Annotated in this window: 12 protein-coding genes; 6 read left to right on the plus strand and 6 right to left on the minus strand. The window is 69.3% G+C overall.

Annotated features, from left to right (window positions below):
• Positions 1 to 40 precede the first annotated feature (40 nt).
• The 6 genes from STRCI_RS30520 to STRCI_RS30545 all read left to right on the plus strand — a co-directional run bounded on the left by STRCI_RS30520 (position 41) and on the right by STRCI_RS30545 (position 10,468).
• Positions 41 to 1,549, plus strand: coding sequence for an MFS transporter (locus STRCI_RS30520; protein WP_269662157.1), 1,509 nt, complete (start codon positions 41 to 43; stop codon positions 1,547 to 1,549).
• 246 nt (positions 1,550 to 1,795) lie between these two features.
• Complete coding sequence (locus STRCI_RS30525; RefSeq protein WP_269662158.1) at positions 1,796 to 3,547, plus strand: NAD(P)/FAD-dependent oxidoreductase; 1,752 nt, start codon at positions 1,796 to 1,798, stop codon at positions 3,545 to 3,547.
• Between the two features lie 34 nt (positions 3,548 to 3,581).
• Complete coding sequence (locus STRCI_RS30530) at positions 3,582 to 5,081, plus strand: FAD-dependent monooxygenase (RefSeq protein ID WP_269662159.1); 1,500 nt, start codon at positions 3,582 to 3,584, stop codon at positions 5,079 to 5,081.
• Between the two features lie 157 nt (positions 5,082 to 5,238).
• Positions 5,239 to 6,975, plus strand: a complete 1,737-nt coding sequence (locus tag STRCI_RS30535; RefSeq protein ID WP_269662160.1) for an NAD(P)/FAD-dependent oxidoreductase — start codon at positions 5,239 to 5,241, stop codon at positions 6,973 to 6,975.
• A 57-nt stretch (positions 6,976 to 7,032) separates the two neighbouring features.
• Positions 7,033 to 8,712: an NAD(P)/FAD-dependent oxidoreductase gene (locus STRCI_RS30540; RefSeq protein WP_269662161.1), complete on the plus strand. Its 1,680-nt coding sequence runs from the start codon at positions 7,033 to 7,035 to the stop codon at positions 8,710 to 8,712.
• 76 nt (positions 8,713 to 8,788) lie between these two features.
• Positions 8,789 to 10,468: an NAD(P)/FAD-dependent oxidoreductase gene (locus STRCI_RS30545; RefSeq protein ID WP_269662162.1), complete on the plus strand. Its 1,680-nt coding sequence runs from the start codon at positions 8,789 to 8,791 to the stop codon at positions 10,466 to 10,468.
• A gap of 134 nt (positions 10,469 to 10,602) precedes the next feature.
• Here the strand turns inward: STRCI_RS30545 and STRCI_RS30550 are convergent, their stop codons facing one another.
• From STRCI_RS30550 to STRCI_RS30575, 6 genes are all read right to left on the minus strand, one after another.
• The gene (locus STRCI_RS30550; protein ID WP_269662163.1) at positions 10,603 to 11,112 is read right to left on the minus strand and encodes a flavin reductase family protein; all 510 of its coding nucleotides are present in this window, start codon (positions 11,110 to 11,112) and stop codon (positions 10,603 to 10,605) included.
• Positions 11,112 to 12,593: an amino acid adenylation domain-containing protein gene (locus tag STRCI_RS30555; RefSeq protein WP_269662164.1), complete on the minus strand. Its 1,482-nt coding sequence runs from the start codon at positions 12,591 to 12,593 to the stop codon at positions 11,112 to 11,114. The genes STRCI_RS30550 and STRCI_RS30555 overlap by 1 nt, the downstream gene beginning before the upstream one ends.
• Entirely contained in the window at positions 12,590 to 13,726 is a 1,137-nt protein-coding gene (locus STRCI_RS30560) for an acyl-CoA dehydrogenase family protein (RefSeq protein ID WP_269664687.1), read from the minus strand. The genes STRCI_RS30555 and STRCI_RS30560 overlap by 4 nt, the downstream gene beginning before the upstream one ends.
• 20 nt (positions 13,727 to 13,746) lie before the next feature.
• Positions 13,747 to 15,024 (minus strand): cation:proton antiporter, encoded by a 1,278-nt coding sequence (locus STRCI_RS30565; protein WP_269662165.1) that lies wholly within the window; start codon positions 15,022 to 15,024, stop codon positions 13,747 to 13,749.
• Between the two features lie 72 nt (positions 15,025 to 15,096).
• Entirely contained in the window at positions 15,097 to 16,110 is a 1,014-nt protein-coding gene (locus STRCI_RS30570) for a 2-oxoacid:ferredoxin oxidoreductase subunit beta (RefSeq protein ID WP_269662166.1), read from the minus strand.
• The gene (locus STRCI_RS30575) at positions 16,100 to 17,986 is read right to left on the minus strand and encodes a 2-oxoacid:acceptor oxidoreductase subunit alpha (protein ID WP_269664688.1); all 1,887 of its coding nucleotides are present in this window, start codon (positions 17,984 to 17,986) and stop codon (positions 16,100 to 16,102) included. Before STRCI_RS30575 ends, STRCI_RS30570 begins: the two co-directional genes overlap by 11 nt.
• Between the last annotated feature and the right edge of the window lie 118 nt (positions 17,987 to 18,104).

The following is an 18,104-nucleotide window of genomic DNA, read 5'->3' on the forward strand; positions in this document are numbered from 1 at the left end:
CCGGGGCCGCGGAACACGACGGAGAAAGGCATCTCCCCCCATGACCACATCCGAGGACCGGGTCCCCGGCGGTAGCGCCGTCGGAGCGGCCCCGTTAGCGAACCCCAAGCGCTGGACGGCCCTCGTCTTCATCTGCCTGGCCCAGCTGATGGTGGTTCTCGACATCACGATCGTGAACATCGCGCTGCCGGAGATGCAGGCCGACCTCGGCTTCTCCAATGAGAACCGGCAGTGGGTCGTCACCTCGTACACCCTGGCCTTCGGCAGCCTCCTGCTGCTCGGTGGCCGGATCGCCGACTACACCGGCCGCAAGCGGGCCTTCCTGATCGCCCTGGCCGGCTTCGCGCTCGCCTCCTGCCTGGGCGGCGCGGCCCCCAACATCGAGATGCTGCTCACCGCGCGTGCGCTCCAGGGCGCCTTCGGCGCTCTGCTCGCCCCCACCGCGCTGTCGCTGATCTCGGTGAACTTCACCGACCAGAAGGAACGCGCCAAGGCGTTCAGCATCTTCGGCGGCATCGTCGCCAGTGGTGCCGTCATCGGTCTGCTGCTCGGTGGTTTCCTCACCGAGTACATGGACTGGACCTGGTGCATGTACGTCAACGCGCCGATCGCCGTGATCGCCGCGCTCGGCGTGCTGTACCTCGGCCCGGAGCAGCGTGCCGCGGTGCGCGCGCGGATGGACATCCCCGGCGTGCTGCTGGTCACCACCGGTCTCGTCGCGGTCGTGTACGCGTGCAGCGAGGCCGAGTCCGAGGGCTGGGGCTCCGGTCTGGTGGTGGGCCTGTTCGTTACTGGCGCCGTGCTGCTGGCGGCCTTCGTCGCGGTGGAGGCGCGTTCCTCGCATCCGCTGCTGCCGCTCGGGGTGATCACCGACCGCACCCGGGGCAGTTCCTACCTCGCGGTGGGCGTCGCGATGATCGCCATGCTCGGTGCGCTGTTCTTCCTGACCTTCTACCTCCAGCTGGTCAAGGGGTACTCCCCGGTGGAGACCGGTCTGGCCTTCCTGCCGCTGCCGCTCGGCGTCGGCATGTTCGCCGGCGGTGTGTCCACCAAGCTGATCCCCAAGGCCCCGCCGCGCGCGCTCGTGGTGCCCGGCATGGTCATCGCGGCCTGCGCGCTGTTCTGGCTGGCCGCGCTCGACCCGGGCTCGTCGTACTGGACGATGGTCGCGCCCGCCCTGTACGTCCAGGGCGCGGGCATGGGTCTGGTGATCGCGACCGCGATGAACTACGCGACGTACCGGATCGCCGACGAGCACGCGGGCGTCGCCTCCGGCACCGTCAACACCGCGCAGCAGATCGGTGGTTCGATCGGTACCGCGCTGCTCAGCACCCTCGCCGCCGACGCGGCGGCGGAGTACCTGGCCGATCACGCCGCGCAGGCGAAGAATCCCGCGGTCGTCCACGATGCGATGACCGAAGGGTTCACGACCGCGTTCACCTGGGCCGGTGTGATCATGGCCTGTGGTGCCGTGGCCATCGCGGCGATGATGAACACGCCCAAGCCGCGGCCCGGTGAGAGCAGTGCTCCGGTGGCTCACATGGGCTGACGGTTCCCGTACGGCCTGGACGGCCGGTCTCCCCCTCGGGGGAGGCCGGCCGTTCTGCTGTGCGCGCACCTTGTCCGAGGGGTCGACCGCTGGCCGGAAATAGGTGAATGTGAGCGGATTGAACGATAAATGTATTGGCCTGCATTAACCCCTAAGATGACCGGAATAGGAGTTGCCTTTGAGGGGGTGCTTCTACCTTGGCCGGATCCATTAGCCAGACGGCTGAAAACGACCAAGGAGCGGCTCATGTCCCCTGACCGCCTCAGTCCGAAGAGTCCCAGGTCGCCGCAGTACGACGTGGCCATCCTCGGGTCCGGCCTGGCCGGCACCACGCTGGCCGCCTGTCTCGCCAACGGCGGCGCGAAGGTGCTCGTCCTCGACGCGGGAACGCACCCCCGGTTCGCCATCGGCGAGTCGACGATCCCGTACACCTCGATGATGATGCGGCTGGTCAGCGAGCGGTACGGGGTGCCGGAGATCAAGTGGCTGACCACCTTCGAGGCGGTGCAGTCGAAGATCTCCACCAACTGCGGTGTGAAGCGCAACTTCGGCTTCCTCTACCACCGCGAGGGCGCGCACCAGAACCCGCGGGAAACCAGCATGTTCCCGATCCCGAAGATCACCCACACCGAGAACCACTTCTTCCGCCAGGACACCGACGCCTGGATGCTCAACGTCGCCCTCAAGTACGGCGCCGAGGTGCGCCAGCAGACGAAGGTCGTCGACGTCGACATCGACGACGACGGCGTCACCGTCATCCCGGACCAGGGCGACCCGGTGCGGGTGAAGTTCATCGTGGACGCCAGCGGCCACCGCTCCCCGCTGGCGCAGAAGTTCGGCCTGCGCGAGGAGCCCAGTCGGCTGCGCCACCACTCGCGCTCCCTGTTCACCCACATGATCGGGGTGAAGCCGTACGAGGACACCGTCCCCAAGGGCACGCACCACAACCCCAGCCCCTGGAGCGAGGGCACCCTGCACCACCTCTTCGAGGGCGGCTGGATGTGGGTCATCCCCTTCGACAACCACCCGCTGGCCACCAGCACCCTGTGCAGCGTCGGCCTCAACCTCGACCCGCGGATCCACCCGCAGCCGGACTGCACCCCCGAGGAGGAGTTCCGCCGCTTCGTCGCCAAGTACCCCGACATCGCCCCGCAGTTCGAGGGCGCGGTCGCCACCCGGGACTGGGTGCGCACCGGCCGGCTCCAGTACTCCTCCAAGCAGACGGTCGGCTACCGCTGGTGCCTGACCTCGCACGCGGCCGGCTTCGTGGACGCGCTGTTCTCCCGCGGCCTGTCCAACACCATGGAGATCATCCACGCCCTCGGCTGGCGGCTGCTGGACGCCATCAAGGCGGACGACTTCGCCGAGGAGCGGTTCTCCTACGTCCAGGAGCTGGAGCAGGGCCTGCTCGACTTCAACGACGACCTCGTCGCCAACGCCTACACGTCGTTCGGCAGTTGGTTCCTGTGGAACGCCTGGTTCAGGGTGTGGTCGCTCGGCCAGATCCTCGCCACGTTCGAGATCAACCGCGCCTACGCCACCTTCCTGGACAACCGTGACCCGGCCGGCCTGGAACGCCTCGAACGCCAGGCCCCGGACGGCGCGATCCCCGACTACGCCCCGGTCCGCCAGCTGCTGAAGAACGTCAGCACCCTGGTGCAGGAAGTCCAGAAGGGCGCGGCCGACCCGAGGGCGGCCGCGGACGAGATCCTCGCGCAGCTGCGCGCCGTCGACTTCGTACCGCCCGCCTTCGGTCTCTCCGAGCCCGACAACCACTGGACGGACGCCTCGACGCTCAAGGTCCTGCAGACCCTGCGCTGGGCGAAGAAGGAGGCCCCGGACGGGATCGGTGACCTGGTCTACGACGGACTCACGCTGTTCCTGCGCAAGCGGTTCGACCAGGAGGAGTTCAAGGTCACCGAGGAGCTGAAGCACATGGCCGCGTACTGGCCCGTTGTCGGCCGGATCATCAAGCACCGCGCCACAAACGTCAGCTGACGATTCGTCACACGAGCGGAGAGAGGGCATCGTCTTGAGCACGAAGACCGTCGCATACGACGTGATCATCGCCGGTGCCGGTCCCACGGGGCTGATGCTGGCAGGCGAACTCGCCATGGCGGGTGTGCGCTGCCGGGTCGTCGAACGTCGCGAGGACCGCACCAGGGAGTCCCGGGCACTGGGACTGCACGGCCGGACCATGGAGGTCCTCAACATGCGCGGGCTCGCCGAGGAGGTGCTGGCCCGCGCCAACCCGATCCCGCAGGTCCGGGTGTCACTCGGCCACTCCCTGTTCGACATGAGCCGACTGGCCACCGACTACGGCCAGTTGACGATCATTCCGCAGGGGGAGACCGAGGAGATCCTGGAGAAGCGCGCCACCGACCTCGGCGTGGCCGTGGACCGGGGCGTCGCCCTCACCGGCTGCCGGCAGAACGGTCCCGTGGTCCACTGCACGCTGGAGCAGAACGGCAAGGTGTGGGAGGAGAGCGCCTCCTGGCTGGTCGGCTGCGACGGCTCGCGCAGCCGGGTGCGGGAGGCCATGGGCGCCGAGTTCACCGGCGCGACCTACCCGTACACGATCATCGTCGCCGATGTGCGGCTCGGTACCCCGCTCGACGACCAGCTGCTGATCCGCGTCGGCCGGGCCGGGCTGGTGGTGGCGACCGACTTCGGCAACGGCTGGTACCGCATGGGCGTGATCGACCGGGACAAGCCCTGGTCGGACGAGCCGGTCACGCTCGACGAGGTCGAGCGGACCCTGGCCAAGCTGTTCGGCAGGAACATGCGGCCCAGCGAGCCGCTGTGGACCTCGCGCTTCCACATCCAGGAGCGGCAGGCGTCGTTCTACCGCCAGGGGCGCATGCTCATCGCCGGCGACGCCGCCCATGTGCACTCCCCGCTCGGCGGACAGGGGCTCAACCTCGGCATCCAGGACGCCATGAACCTCGGCTGGAAGCTGGGCGCCGTGGTGGGCGGACGGGCCTCGGACGACCTGCTCGACACCTTCGAGCTGGAACGGCGCCGGGTCTCCCAGGGCGTCATCAAGGTGACGGACATCGCCACCCGCATGATGACGTCCGACCGGCTGCCCGCGCGGATCGCCCGCAGGACCGTGATGTCCGTGGCCAGCCGGATCCCCGCGACCCACCGGACCGCGGTCGGCCATCTGTCGGGCATCGCCACCCGCTACCCGACGATGGCCTCGGCCGTCGGCGCCTCACCCCTCACCGGCACCCGGGTCCCCGACCTCAGGGTCGCCGGGCACGGCGCTCCCGTCCGCATCCACGAGGCGCTGCGCCACGGCGGGTTCGTGCTCATCGACCGGGAGGACGGCGCCCCGCTGCTGCCGGCGGTAGCGGAGGGGGACGGCCGCCTCGTCCGGATCGGCGGCCGGATCGTCGCGGACTCCGGGCCCTGGAACAAACCGGAGGTCGTGCTGATCCGCCCGGACGGCTACTGCGCCTGGGCGGGCCCGCGCGCCCGCGCACGGCAGGAACTGGCTCTCGCCTGCCGGCGCTGGGTCCAGAGCTGAACCGTGCGGTGTGCCGCCGCCCGGCCTGTGGCGGTGGCACACCACCGGTACGGCTGTATCCCGGTGCGGCGCGGCCCTGAGCGGTGGCTGAGTGGGGCTTGAGTCAGTGGTCCTAGCTTGGCCGAAACGGATGCCGGGATCGACCAAGGAGAGGCTCATGCCGACTCGCTCGAAGCACCCTACGTCGCCGCAGTACGACGTGGCCATCCTGGGGTCGGGTCTGGCGGGCACCACGCTGGCCGCCTGCCTCGCCCGCAACGGCGCGAAGGTGCTCGTCCTCGACGCGGGAACGCACCCCCGTTTCGCCATCGGTGAGTCCACCATCCCGTACACCTCGATGCTGATGCGGCTGGTCAGCGAGCGGTACGACGTGCCCGAGATCAAGTGGCTGACGACCTTCGAGTCCGTGCAGTCGAAGATCTCCACCAACTGTGGTGTGAAGCGCAACTTCGGCTTCCTCTACCACCGTGAGGGCGCCCGCCAGAACCCGCTGGAAACCAGCATGTTCCCGATCCCGAAGATCACCCACACCGAGAACCACTTCTTCCGCCAGGACGTCGACGCCTGGATGCTGGCCGTGGCCATCAAGTACGGCGCCGACGTCCGCCAGCAGACGAAGATCGTCGACGCCGAGTTCGACGACGACGGTGTCACCGTCATACCGGTCCAGGGCGATCCGGTGCGGGCGAAGTTCGTGGTGGACGCGAGCGGTCACCGCTCCCCGCTGGCCGAGAAGTTCGGCCTGCGCGAGGAGCCGAGCCGGCTGCGCCACCAGTCGCGCTCGCTGTTCACCCACATGATCAATGTGAAGCCGTACGAGGACACCGTCCCCAAGGGCAGCCACAAGAACCCGAGCCCGTGGAGCCAGGGCACCCTGCACCACATGTTCGAGGGCGGCTGGATGTGGGTCATCCCCTTCGACAACCACCCGCGCGCCACCAACCCGCTGTGCAGCGTGGGCCTCAACCTCGACCCGCGGATCCACCCCACGCCGGACTGCTCCCCCGAGGAGGAGTTCCGCAACTTCATCGCCAAGTACCCCGACATCGCACCGCAGTTCGAGGGGTCCATCACGGTCCGCGACTGGGTGCGCACCGAGCGGCTCCAGTACTCCTCCAAGCAGACGGTCGGCTACCGCTGGTGCCTGACCTCGCACGCCGCCGGCTTCGTGGACGCGCTGTTCTCCCGCGGCCTGTCCAACACCATGGAGATCATCCACGCCCTGACCTGGCGCCTGCTGGACGCCATCAAGGACGACGACTTCGCCGTCGAGCGGTTCGAGTACGTCCAGGAGCTGGAGCAGGGCCTGCTCGACTTCAACGACGACCTGGTCGCCAACGCCTACACCGGCACCAAGAGCTGGTTCCTGTGGAACGCCTACTACCGGTCCTGGGTGCTCAGCCAGGCGCTCGCCACCTTCGAGATCAACCGCGCCTACGCCCGCTTCCTGGAGAACCACGACCCGAAGGTCCTGGACCGTCTGGAGCGCCAGGCGCCCAACGGGGCCATCCCGGAGTACGCGCCCGCCCGTGAGCTGCTCAAGGCCATGAGCGAGACGATCCAGGACGTCCAGCACGGCCGCCGCGAGGACCGCGAGGCCTCCGACCACATCATGAAGCTGCTCGGCAAGGCCGACTTCATCCCGCCGGTGTTCGGCCTGGACGACCCCGACGTCCACTGGACCGAGGTGAACCCGATCAAGCTGGCGAAGACGCTGCGCTGGTCGCGGACCAAGGCTCCCAAGGAGATCGGCGACCTGACCTGGGAAGGGCTCACGCTCTTCATGAAGAAGCGCTTCGACCGCAGCGAGTTCCAACTCGCGGAGGAACTCAAGCACATGGCCGCGGGCTGGCCGGTGATCGGACGGGCCTTCCGGGTGCCCGAGCCCGAGTGACCGCACCCCGAACAGGATCCCCGAGACCAGCAGCCCGACAAGCCTGAGGAGTTCCCCGTGTCCGACAGCCCCGCCCTGGTCACCGGCCCGGCGCCGGTGTACGACGTGGCGATCCTGGGGTCCGGCATCGCCGGTTCCATGCTCGCCGCCGTACTGGCCCGCAACGGCGTCAAGGTCCTGCTCCTGGACGCCTCGGCCCACCCGCGCTTCGCGATCGGCGAGTCGACCATCCCGTACACGCTGGTGTGCCTGCGCACCATCGCCGAGCGCTACGACGTGCCGGAGATCAAGACGCTGGCGACCTTCACGAACAGCACCAAGGTGCTCGGCCCCAAGTTCGGTGTGAAGAAGCACTTCAGCTTCCTGCTGCACCACGAGGGCCAGGACCAGGACCCGCAGGAGGTCAACCAGTTCGGCACCCCGGGTCTGCTGCACGAGGCGAGCCACCTGTACCGGCAGGACACCGACGCGTACATGTTCCACGTGGCCCTGAAGTACGGCGCCGAATCCCGGCAGAACTTCCGGGTCGCCGACGTCGACTTCGACGACAGCGGGGTCACCCTGAGCACCGCCGAGGGCGAGCAGTACCGCGCCAAGTACGTCGTCGACGCCAGCGGCTACCGCTCGCCGCTCGCGGACAAGTTCAAGCTGCGCGAGGACCCCTGCCGGTTCCTGCACCACTCCCGGTCCATGTGGAACCACATGACCAACGTCCGCAAGACGGACGACCTGTTCACCCACCGCAGCGCCGCGGACACCCCGCCCTCGCCCTGGTACCAGGGCACGGTGCACCACATGTTCGAGCGCGGCTGGTTCTGGGTGATCGGCTTCGACAACCACGAGTGGTCCCGCAACCCGCTGTGCAGCGTCGGCCTCACCCTCGACCCGCGCAAGTACCCCAAGTCCGCGGACATGACGCCCGAGGAGGAGTTCTACTCCTACGCCTCGCGCTTCCCGGACATCGCGCGCCAGTACGAGGGCGCCCGCGGGGTGCGCAACTGGGTCTCCACCGACCGGCTCCAGTACTCCTCGCGCCAGTGCGCCGGTGACCGCTGGTTCCTGCTCTCGCACGCGGCCGGCTTCCTGGACCCGCTGTACTCCCGCGGTCTGTCCAACACCGCCGAGGCCATCAACAGCCTCACCTGGCGGCTGCTGGAGGCCGTCAAGGACGGCGACTTCTCCCGCGAGCGCTTCGAGTACGTCGACACGATGCAGCAGGGCCTGTTCGACTACAACGACTCGCTGGTCAACGCCTCCTTCATCTCCTGGAGCGACTACGACCTGTGGACGGCCGTCTACCGGATGTGGGCCTGGGGCGCCAACGCGGGCACCTACCGGCTCTCCGAGGGCCTGTTCAAGTACTTCAAGGACGGCAACGAGCAGCACTTCAAGGACCTGGAGAAGGCCCCGCACCTCGGTCTGTACTGGCCCGACCACGACGGCTTCAAGGAGCTGTACGACCTCATGATCGGGCAGGTCCTCGACTACGAGGCCGGAACGACCACCGCGCGCGACGCGGCGGACACGATCTACGAGCAGCTCGAGACCGTGAACTTCGTGCCGAAGAACTTCGGCTTCTCGGAGCGGAATCTGCGCTTCATGATCCCCGGACCCAAGACCATCCTGAAGACCGCCCGTTGGCTGCGCAACGACGCCGACCCGGTGGTCAAGCGGATGATGACGGGCAACGGGCGGGAGGCCGTGAAGGCGAAGCTGCGCGGCAAGCGCATCTTCTGATGACGCGATCGGCGCCGGCCCCGGTGGGGCCGGCGCCCACGCGCGTCCAGGGAGTGAACCGAGGGGAGTTGAACCCATGAAGATCAACCGAACCGCCCCCGCCGGCGACCGCGCGGCTCCTCCCGCGGATTTCCGGGAGAGGTACGACGTCGCCGTGCTCGGTGGCACCATGGCCGGCGGCCTGCTCGCCGCCGTCCTGGCCCGGCAGGGTGTACGGGTGCTCGTGGTGCCCGGCGCCGAGGACCGCAGCGAGCCGTCGGGCGAGACCACCGTGCCCTACACGGCCGAGGTGTTCCTGCTGCTGGCCAAGCGCTTCGACATCCCGGAGATCGCCGCCTTCGGCCTGTTCCCGGACCTGCCGGCGGACGTACGGCGGGACAGCGGCGTCAAGAAGAGCCTCGGCTTCCTCTACCACCGGCCCGGCCGGTCGCAGAGCCCCGAGGAGTCCATCCAGTTCAACGTGCCCGGCGAGCACGCCGAATGGCATCTGGAGCGGCGCACCGTCGACGCGTACACCCAGCGCATCGCCCACCGCTACGGCGCCGCGATACTGCCGCACGGGGTGCACGCGACCGACGCTTGGACCGAGGAGGACGGGGCGCGGATCGAGACCACCGACGGGCATGTCTGGAAGGCCCGTTACCTGGTCGACGTCAGCGGCCCCGACTCCTTCCTGGTGGCGCGGAACGGCGGCGACGACGCCGAGCCGCGGCTCGGGCTGCGCTCCCGGGTCATCGCCACCCACATGACCGGGGTGACCCCGTTCGAGGAGGTGCGGCCGCCCGCGGACTACCCGAAGGCCACCGCCTGGTCCGAGGGCACCGTCCACCACCTCTTCGACGGCGGCTGGGTCCAGCTCGTCCGCTTCGACAACCACGCCGGCGGCGGCAACCCCGCCACCGGAGTCACCCTCAGCCTCGACCCCGACCGCTGGGACCACCTTCCGGACGACCCCGAGAAAGCGTTCCGCACGGTCGTCGAGCAGTTCCCCGACCTGGAGAAGCAGTTCGCCTCGGCGACCGCCGTCCGGCCCTGGACCAACGCGCCGCTGTGGCAGCGCACCGCCTCCCGGACCTACGGGGACCGCTGGTTCGCACTGGAGCGGACGGCGGCCCGCAACGACCTGTTCCTCTCCCGTGACGTCACCATGGCCACCGAGATCGTGCACGCGCTGGCCGGCGCGCTCATCCCGGCCGTGCGCCGCGACGACTTCGCCACGGCGCCGTTCGCCCGGGTGGCGGCCTTCCAGGACGACCTGAACGCCTTCAACGACCGCTGGCTGCGCTGCGCCCGTATCGCCGCCAAGGAGTTCGCGCTCTACAACGCCTTCTCCCGGGTCTGGCTGCTCTGGCAGATCCTCGCGGACCTCTCGCTGAAGCGGGCCCGCCTGGACTGCGAGTCCAGCGCGGGGCGGGACTGGACGCCGGTCGAACGCTTCGAGCTCGGCGGCATCTGGTTCCACGTCCCGGAGGGCCTGCGGGGCGTCATCGACCGCTCGCTCCGGTCCATCGAGCGGGTCGGTGCGGGCGAGCTGGCCGCCGGTCCGGCGGCGGACATGATCTTCTCGGAGCTGCGCCGCGAGAAGTTCATCCCGCCGCTGTACGCCTTCGGCGACCCGGACGCCCGGGTCTACCACTTCACCATCCCCAAGCGTCTGAAGATGCTCTGGTGGGTCAAGACCGCGGCCCCCGCGGACTTCCGCCGCCTGCTGACCCGGGACAACGTCACCTCGGTCACCTCGGCGACGTCCCGTTAGGCGCGTAGCGCACGACAGGTGCCGCCGTCCTCCGCGAGGAGGACGGCGGCACCTGTCGTTGTCCGGGCGCCGCTCCAGCCACGAAAGAACCCGGCGCGGGCCGCTGTGGCCCAACGCCGGGTTCAGACCGTCGGCTACGGCAGCAGACGGGCGTAGCCGCCGCGCCAGTAGGTCAGCGGGAACCGCTCGTCCGCGGTGCCGCCGCCCACCACCCGGCCGATGAGCAGGGTGTGGTCGCCGGCCTCCACCGCGTCGTGCAGCTCGCACTCCGCGTGGCCGACCGTGACCGCCAGCAGCGGGGTCCCGGTCGCCGGACCCGGGGTCCAGCGGACCCGCTCGAACTTGTCGGTGGCGCCCGAGGCGAACAGCTGGGACGCCATCTGGCCCTGCGAGCCGAGGATGTTGACCGAGAACTGGGCCCGGTCCAGGACCGCGCGGAGCGTCCCGCTGCGGTTGCTGACGCTGGCCAGCAGCAGCGGCGGGTCCACGGAGACACTGCACACCGCGGAACACGTCAGACCGCGCGGCTCGTCCTCCTTGTCCAGCGTGGTCACGATGGAGACCCCGCTGGCCAGCGAGGCCATCACGGTACGGAACAGCTGGATGTCGACGGACGAGGCCATCGTGGGCATGGCGGTCTGCATCACAGCTCACCCGCCTCTACGGCCGTGACCAGCGCGGCCCGGTGCAGCTTGCCGTTCGGGGTCCTGGGCAGGTCCTCGGCGATGTGCAAACGGTCGATGTTCATATAGGTGGGCAACCTTTCCGCACAACGGCGTTTGATGGCGAGCAGGGAGGGCCGCTGCCCCGGCGAGGGGACGACGACGGCGTGCAGTTGGGACGTGAGGCCGGTGCCGATCACCAGAACCGTCACCTCGGCGACGGACTCGAGGGTGCCGATGGCCGCCTCGATCTCGCCCAGCTCGATCCGGTTGCCGCGGACCTTCACCATGTGGTCGCGGCGTCCGACGTACTCCAGGTTCCCGTCCGCGTCCAGGCGCGCGATGTCGCCGGTGCGGTACGGGCCCTCGTGGGGGCCGCGCCCCCAGTAGCCCAGCATCACCGTCGGGCCGGTGACGACGACCTCGCCCTCACCGCCCTCCGGCCCGTCCAGCGTGACGGTGTCACCGGAGCAGGCCGTGCCGATCGGCAGCGGGGTCTCCCGCTCCAGGTCGGCCTCGGTGACCTCGTAGGAGGTGCAGACATTGGTCTCGGTCGGGCCGTACCAGTTCAGCAGCCGCACCCCGGGCCAGGCCTTGCGCAGCTCCTGGACGTGGTGGATGGCGAACGGCTCGCCGGCGAAGAGACAGACCCGCAGGCTCGACGGCGGGGGACCCTCCAGCAGGCCGCCCTCCCGCATCATCAGGCTGATCGCGGACGGCACCGAGTACCAGACGGTGATCAGGCGCTGCCGCATGAACTCCGCCAACTGAAGGGGCGCGTAAGCGAGTTCCTCGGGGACCAGATGCACCGAGGCGCCGGAGGCGAAGGCGCCGTACAGGTCGAAGACGGAGAGGTCGAAGTTGAACGGCGCGTGGTTGGAGAGCCGGTCGGAGACCGTCAGCTCCAGCTCCTCGACCGCCCAGTCCACGAACGCCAGCGCGTTGCGGTGGCTGATCATCACGCCCTTGGGCTCACCGGTGGAACCCGAGGTGTAGAGGATGTACGCCGGATCGTCCGGCTCGTTCTTGAAGTGCGTCGGGCGCGCGCCGTCCTCGGCCCGGCCGAGCAGCTCCGCGAAACCGGCCAGCGGCGCCGCGTCGAACTCCGCCGCCTTGGCCCGCTCCACACCGCCCGCGTCGGCCACGACCAGCCGCGGCTCGCAGCCGGCGGCGATCCGGGCCACCCGGGCGGGCGGATTGGAGCCGGTGACCGGCACGTATATGGCGCCGATCCGCAGCGCCGCCTGCATCACGGCGATGGCGTCGACGCTCTTGTGGCTCCAGATGATGACCCGGTCGCCGACCCCCACCCCGCTCTCCAGCAGGGCCGCGGCGTACCGGTCCGCGAGGCGGTCGAGCTTGCGGTAGTCGATGGGGCCGTCCGCCCCGTGCACCGCCACCGAGTACGGATAGCGCCGGGCGGAGTCGTACAGCAGGCGGTGCAGGCTGACGTTGGTGCTCATAGTCCCAGCTCCCTGGAGATGATGTCGCGCTGGATGTCCGATGTGCCGGAGAAGATGACGGAGGGCACCGCGTCCCGCAGGGCGGCCTCGATGCCCTCGGAGCGCTGGTAGCCGCGCCCGCCGAAGAGCCGGATCGCGTCCAGCGCGGTGGAGATCACGCCCTCCGAGACGGCCAGCTTGGACAGCGCGATCCACAGGGTGGCCGGGCCGCCCCGGTCCATCTCCCAGGCCGCCCGGTACAGCAGCAGCCGGGCGCTCTCCGTGCGCAGCTTCATGTCCGCGATCCGGTGGGACACGGCCTGGAAGCGGGAGATCCGGCGCCCCGACTGCTTACGGGTGCGGGCCTGTTCCACGGACCGGTCCAGCAGATGGTCGGCGAGGCCGAGGAACCCGGCGAACAGACAGCACCGCTCCCAGCCCATCGAGTGCTGGAAGATGAAGCCGCCCTGGCCCTCGGCGCCGAGGATCTGCTCGTCCGGCACGAAGCAGTTCTCGAACTTCAGCCGCCCGGCCGGGACATGGGCCATGCCCATCTTCTCGAAGGGCTCCCCGATCGTCAGACCGGGCGCGCCACGCTCCACCACGAACCCGGTGACGCCCAGATAGCCCGCCTTGGGATCGGTGGTCGCGTACGTCGTGAAGACGTCCGCGGCCGGCCCGTTGGTGACGAAGCTCTTCTCGCCGTTGAGGATCCAGCCGCCGTCGGTGCGCTCGGCGACCGTGGCCAGCCTGGAGACGTCCGAACCCGCCTCGTCCTCGGTCATCGCGTTGCCCGCGATCAGCTCGCCCGAGCACATCCCGGGCAGCACCCGGGACTTCAGGGCCGGGCTGCCGAAGTCGACGATCGGCATGGCGCAGGCGAACAGATGTGCCGAGGCGCCGAAGACCAGCCCGGTGCGGTCGCAGCCGCGCCCGAGGGCCTCCACCTGCCGTGCGGTGTCCAGGGCGCCGAGCCCGCCGCCGCCGTACTCGGCCGGCACGGACAGGCCCAGCAGGCCGAGCGTGCCGAGCTGTTTGAAGTCACCGCGGTCGTAGTACTCGGCCGTGCCGTCACTCGGGGGGAAAGCCTCGCGCACGGCGGCCAGGGTGCGGTCGTACGCCTCTCGCTGTTCCTCGGACCAGGCGAAGTCCATGGTGGGTGCCTGCCTTTCCGTCACTTTGGGGACGACGTGGTGATGCGGATGACGGGCTGGGACTGCAGCAGCTCCTCGTGGGCGCGCTCGTTCTCCTTGGCCAGCAGCATGGTCAGCAGGGGCGCCGCCATCGCCGTCGTGACGAGGGCCATGATGACCATGGCGCTGAACAACTCGACGGTGAGCAGGCCCAGTTGCAGACCGACGTTGAGGATCACCAGCTCGGTCAGACCGCGGGTGTTCATCAGCAGTCCGAGCACGGTGGCGTCGCGCCAGTTCATCCCGGTCAGCTTGGCCGGGATCGCCACGCCGCCGAGCTTGCCGAGGCAGGCCACGACGATGACGGCCAGCATCACCAGCAGACCGTTGCCGGTGATCGTGGTGAGGTCGACGGACAGACCGGTCACCACGAAGAACAGGGGCAGCAGCAGCTTGCTGGCCTTCTCCGTCGGGCCGAACGCCGACTGCATCAGCCTGCGGTCACGCGGCATGACCAGACCGAAGAAGAACGCGCCGAAGATGGCGTGGATGCCGATCTCGGAGGTGATCCAGGCCGAGCCGAAGGCACCGCAGGCGGCGATCACCATGACGTACTGGAGGGCCGAGCCGGCCATCCGGTCGGTGAGCTTGTGCAGGACCGGCTTGACGACCCAGAGCATGCCGGCGACGTACACCAGCGACCACAGGAGCATGGTGATGAACGCGCCCGTACCGCTGGCCGTCACCAGCGCCACGACCAGGGCGAGCATGCACCAGGCCAGGACGTCGTCGGCGGCCGCCAGGGCCAAGGAGAGCGCCCCGGCGCGGCTGAACTGGAGCCCCTGGTCGGCGACGATGCGGGCCAGCACCGGGAACGCCGTGATCGACATGGCCACGCCGAGATAGAGGGTGAACTCGAACGTCCCGACCTCCTTGCCGTTCACGGTCCCGTAGGTGCCGTAGATCAGCGCGGCGAGGCCCATGCCCAGGGCGAGCGGGCAGGCGATCGAGCTCAGCCAGATGATGCCGGTGGACTTCCGGCGTCCGCTGAAGCTGGTGGCGTCGAACTCCCAGCCGATGACGAACATGAAGAGGATGAGACCGACCTGGGCCACCATGCCCAGATGGGCGCGTGCCTCGGCCGGGAAGAACTTCTCCGGCAGATCGCCGGGGAACAGCCCGAGCAGGCTGGGGCCCAGGCAGATGCCCGCGGCGATCTCACCGACGACTGCGGGCTGGCGGATCCGGCGGGCGGCCGCGGCGAACAGCACACCCACGAACAGTGTCAGCGCGATGCCGCCGATCACGGTTGTGGTCAACCATTCGGAGTTTGCGGCAGCAACAGTGGTCACTGGGTCTCCTTACGAAAGCTGGTGCTGAGACGGAGCGGATCAGCGGCTCCAGGTGTCGCTGCCGGCGAGGACTGCCGCGAGGTCGCCCTTGCCGTTCTGCTGGACGGCGGCCTCCAACTGGTCGGCCATCGTCGTGTCGTAGACGGGCCGTTCGATGTCCCGGAAGACACCGATCGGCGTGTGGTGCAGGGTCTGCGGATCGGCGAGCCGGGACAGGGCGAAGGCCGTTGCGGGGGAGTCGGCGTGTGCGTCATGGATGAGGACGCGGTGCTCGTTCTCCTGGGTGACGTCCACCACGTGGAGCTCGCCGGTGGCCTGGTCGCGGACGACGCCCTTGGCGCCGTCCGTCCCGAAGCGGATCGGCCGGCCGTGTTCCAGCCGGATCACCGACTCCTGCGCCTGCTGCTTGTCCTTGAGGACCTCGAAGGCACCGTCGTTGAAGATGTTGCAGTTCTGGTAGATCTCCACCAGTGCCGTGCCCGGGTGCCGGTGCGCGGCGCGCAGGACCTCGGTGAGGTGCTTGCGGTCGGAGTCGACGGTCCGGGCCACGAAGGACGCCTCCGCGCCGACCGCCAGCGACACCGGGTTGAACGGTGCGTCCAGCGAACCCATCGGCGTCGACTTCGTAATCTTGCCGAGCTCCGAAGTGGGGCTGTACTGGCCCTTGGTGAGGCCGTAGATCCGGTTGTTGAACAGCAGGATCTTGAGGTTCACATTGCGGCGCAGGGCGTGGATGAGGTGGTTGCCGCCGATCGACAGCGCGTCGCCGTCACCGGTCACCACCCAGACGCTCAGGTCGGGCCGGCTCACGGCCAGCCCGGTGGCGATCGCCGGGGCGCGGCCGTGGATGGAGTGCATCCCGTAGGTGTTCATGTAGTACGGGAACCGGGAGGAGCAGCCGATCCCGGAGATGAACACGATGTTCTCCCGCGCCACCCCGACCTCGGGCATGAAGCCCTGGACGGCCGAGAGGATCGCGTAGTCACCGCAGCCCGGGCACCAGCGCACCTCCTGGTCGGACTTGAAGTCACGGGCCGTCAGTTCAAGCCGCATGGATCTCCTCCTTCAGCACCGCGGCGAGCTGCTCGGCCTTGAAGGGCATGCCGCTCACCTGGGTGTGGCTTCGTACGTCGACGAGGTAGCGGGCGCGCAGCAGGGACGCGAGCTGGCCGAGGTTCATCTCGGGCACCACGACCCGCTCGTACCGCCCGAGGGCCTCGCCGAGGTTGCGCGGGAAGGGGCTGAGATGGCGCAGATGCGCCTGCGCGATCGGCTCCCCGGCGGTGCGCAGCCGGCGCACGGCCGCGGTGACCGGGCCGTAGGTCGAACCCCAGCCCAGGACAAGGGTGTTCGCGCCGTGCGGGTCGTCGACCTCCACGTCCGGCACCCAGACCCCGTCGACCTTCGCCTGCCGGGTGCGGACCATGAAGTCGTGGTTGGCCGGGTCGTAGGAGATGTTGCCCGTGCCGTCCTGCTTCTCGATGCCGCCGACGCGGTGCTCAAGGCCCGGCGTACCGGGGATCGCCCACGGGCGGGCCAGGGTGAGCGGGTCGCGCTTGTACGGCCAGAAGACCTCGGTGCCGTCCTCCAGCGTGTGGTTGGGCCCGTCGGCGAAATTCACCCGCAGGTCGGGGAGTTCGTGCAGCTCGGGGATCCGCCACGGCTCGGTCCCGTTGGCGAGGTAGCCGTCGGAGAGCAGATAGACCGGGGTGCGGTAGGTCAGCGCGATCCGCACCGCCTCCAGCGCCGCGTCGAAGCAGTCCGCCGGAGTGCTGGGGGCGACGATCGGCACCGGGGCCTCGCCGTTACGGCCGTACATCGTCTGGAGCAGGTCGGCCTGCTCGGTCTTGGTCGGCAGGCCGGTCGACGGGCCGCCGCGCTGGATGTCGACGATGATCATCGGCAGTTCGAGGGCCACGGCCAGACCGATGGTCTCGCTCTTGAGCGCCATCCCGGGACCGGAGTTGGAGGTCACCGCGAGGGAACCGCCGAAGGCCGCGCCGAGCGCCGCGCCCGCCGCCGCGATCTCGTCCTCCGCCTGGAACGTCCGCACACCGAAGTTCTTGTGCTTCGACAGCTCGTGCAGGATGTCGGAGGCCGGGGTGATCGGGTACGAGCCGAGGAACAGCGGCAGATCCGCCTGCCGGGCCGCGGTGAGCAGACCGTAGGACAGGGCGAGGTTGCCGGAGATGTTGCGGTAGGTGCCGGACGGGAAGGCGTCCGCCGCCGGGGCGATCTCGTAGGAGACCGCGAAGTCCTCCGTCGTCTCGCCGAAGTTCCAGCCGGCCTTGAACGCGGCGATGTTGGCCGCGGCGATCTGGGGCTTCTTGGCGAACTTCGACTTCAGGAACCTCTCCGTGCCCTCGGTGGGCCGGTGGTACATCCACGACAGCAGGCCGAGCGCGAACATGTTCTTCGCGCGCTGGGCCTCCTTGCGGCTCAGCCCGAACTCCTTCAGTGCCTCGACGGTGAGGCTGGTCAGCGGCACCGGGTGCAGCCGGTACCCCTGGAGGGAGTCGTCGTCCAGCGGGGAGCGCTCGTACCCGGCCTTGGTCAGTGCCCGGGAGTCGAACTCGTCGCTGTTGACGAGGAGTTCACCGCCCGCGCGCAGATCGGCCAGATTGGTCTTCAGTGCCGCCGGGTTCATCGCCACCAGCACGTCCACGGCGTCGCCGGGCGTGAGGATGTCGTGGTCCGCGAAGTGCAACTGGAAGGAGGAGACACCGCCCAGGGTGCCGGCGGGTGCGCGGATCTCGGCGGGGAAGTTCGGCAGCGTCGACAAGTCGTTGCCGAACGACGCCGTCTCCGACGTGAACCGGTCACCCGTCAGCTGCATGCCGTCCCCGGAGTCGCCCGCGAACCGGATGACCACACGGGACAGCCGCTCGGTCCGCGAGGAGGCCTCCGAGGCCGTCGCCGGTGGATGGATGCTGGGGTGAGGAGCTGCAGTCACCGAGCCTCTACCTCTCTCTCGGGGGGTGCCCACGGCGGTTGCAGTCTGGGTAGTTCGCCTAGAGGGGTGGTCAAGAGGCGGTGCACCGGGGGAG

It is taken from the genome of Streptomyces cinnabarinus (genome assembly GCF_027270315.1).
Classification (GTDB): Bacteria; Actinomycetota; Actinomycetes; order Streptomycetales; family Streptomycetaceae; genus Streptomyces; species Streptomyces cinnabarinus.

Coding starts and splice junctions, on each gene's coding strand:
- STRCI_RS30520 (WP_269662157.1), top strand. CDS start 41: ATGACCACATCCGAGGACCGGGTCCCCGGCGGTAGCGCCGTCGGAGCG.
- STRCI_RS30525 (WP_269662158.1), top strand. CDS start 1,796: ATGTCCCCTGACCGCCTCAGTCCGAAGAGTCCCAGGTCGCCGCAGTAC.
- STRCI_RS30535 (WP_269662160.1), top strand. CDS start 5,239: ATGCCGACTCGCTCGAAGCACCCTACGTCGCCGCAGTACGACGTGGCC.
- STRCI_RS30545 (WP_269662162.1), top strand. CDS start 8,789: ATGAAGATCAACCGAACCGCCCCCGCCGGCGACCGCGCGGCTCCTCCC.
- STRCI_RS30550 (WP_269662163.1), bottom strand. CDS start 11,112: ATGCAGACCGCCATGCCCACGATGGCCTCGTCCGTCGACATCCAGCTG.
- STRCI_RS30555 (WP_269662164.1), bottom strand. CDS start 12,593: ATGAGCACCAACGTCAGCCTGCACCGCCTGCTGTACGACTCCGCCCGG.
- STRCI_RS30560 (WP_269664687.1), bottom strand. CDS start 13,726: ATGGACTTCGCCTGGTCCGAGGAACAGCGAGAGGCGTACGACCGCACC.
- STRCI_RS30570 (WP_269662166.1), bottom strand. CDS start 16,110: ATGCGGCTTGAACTGACGGCCCGTGACTTCAAGTCCGACCAGGAGGTG.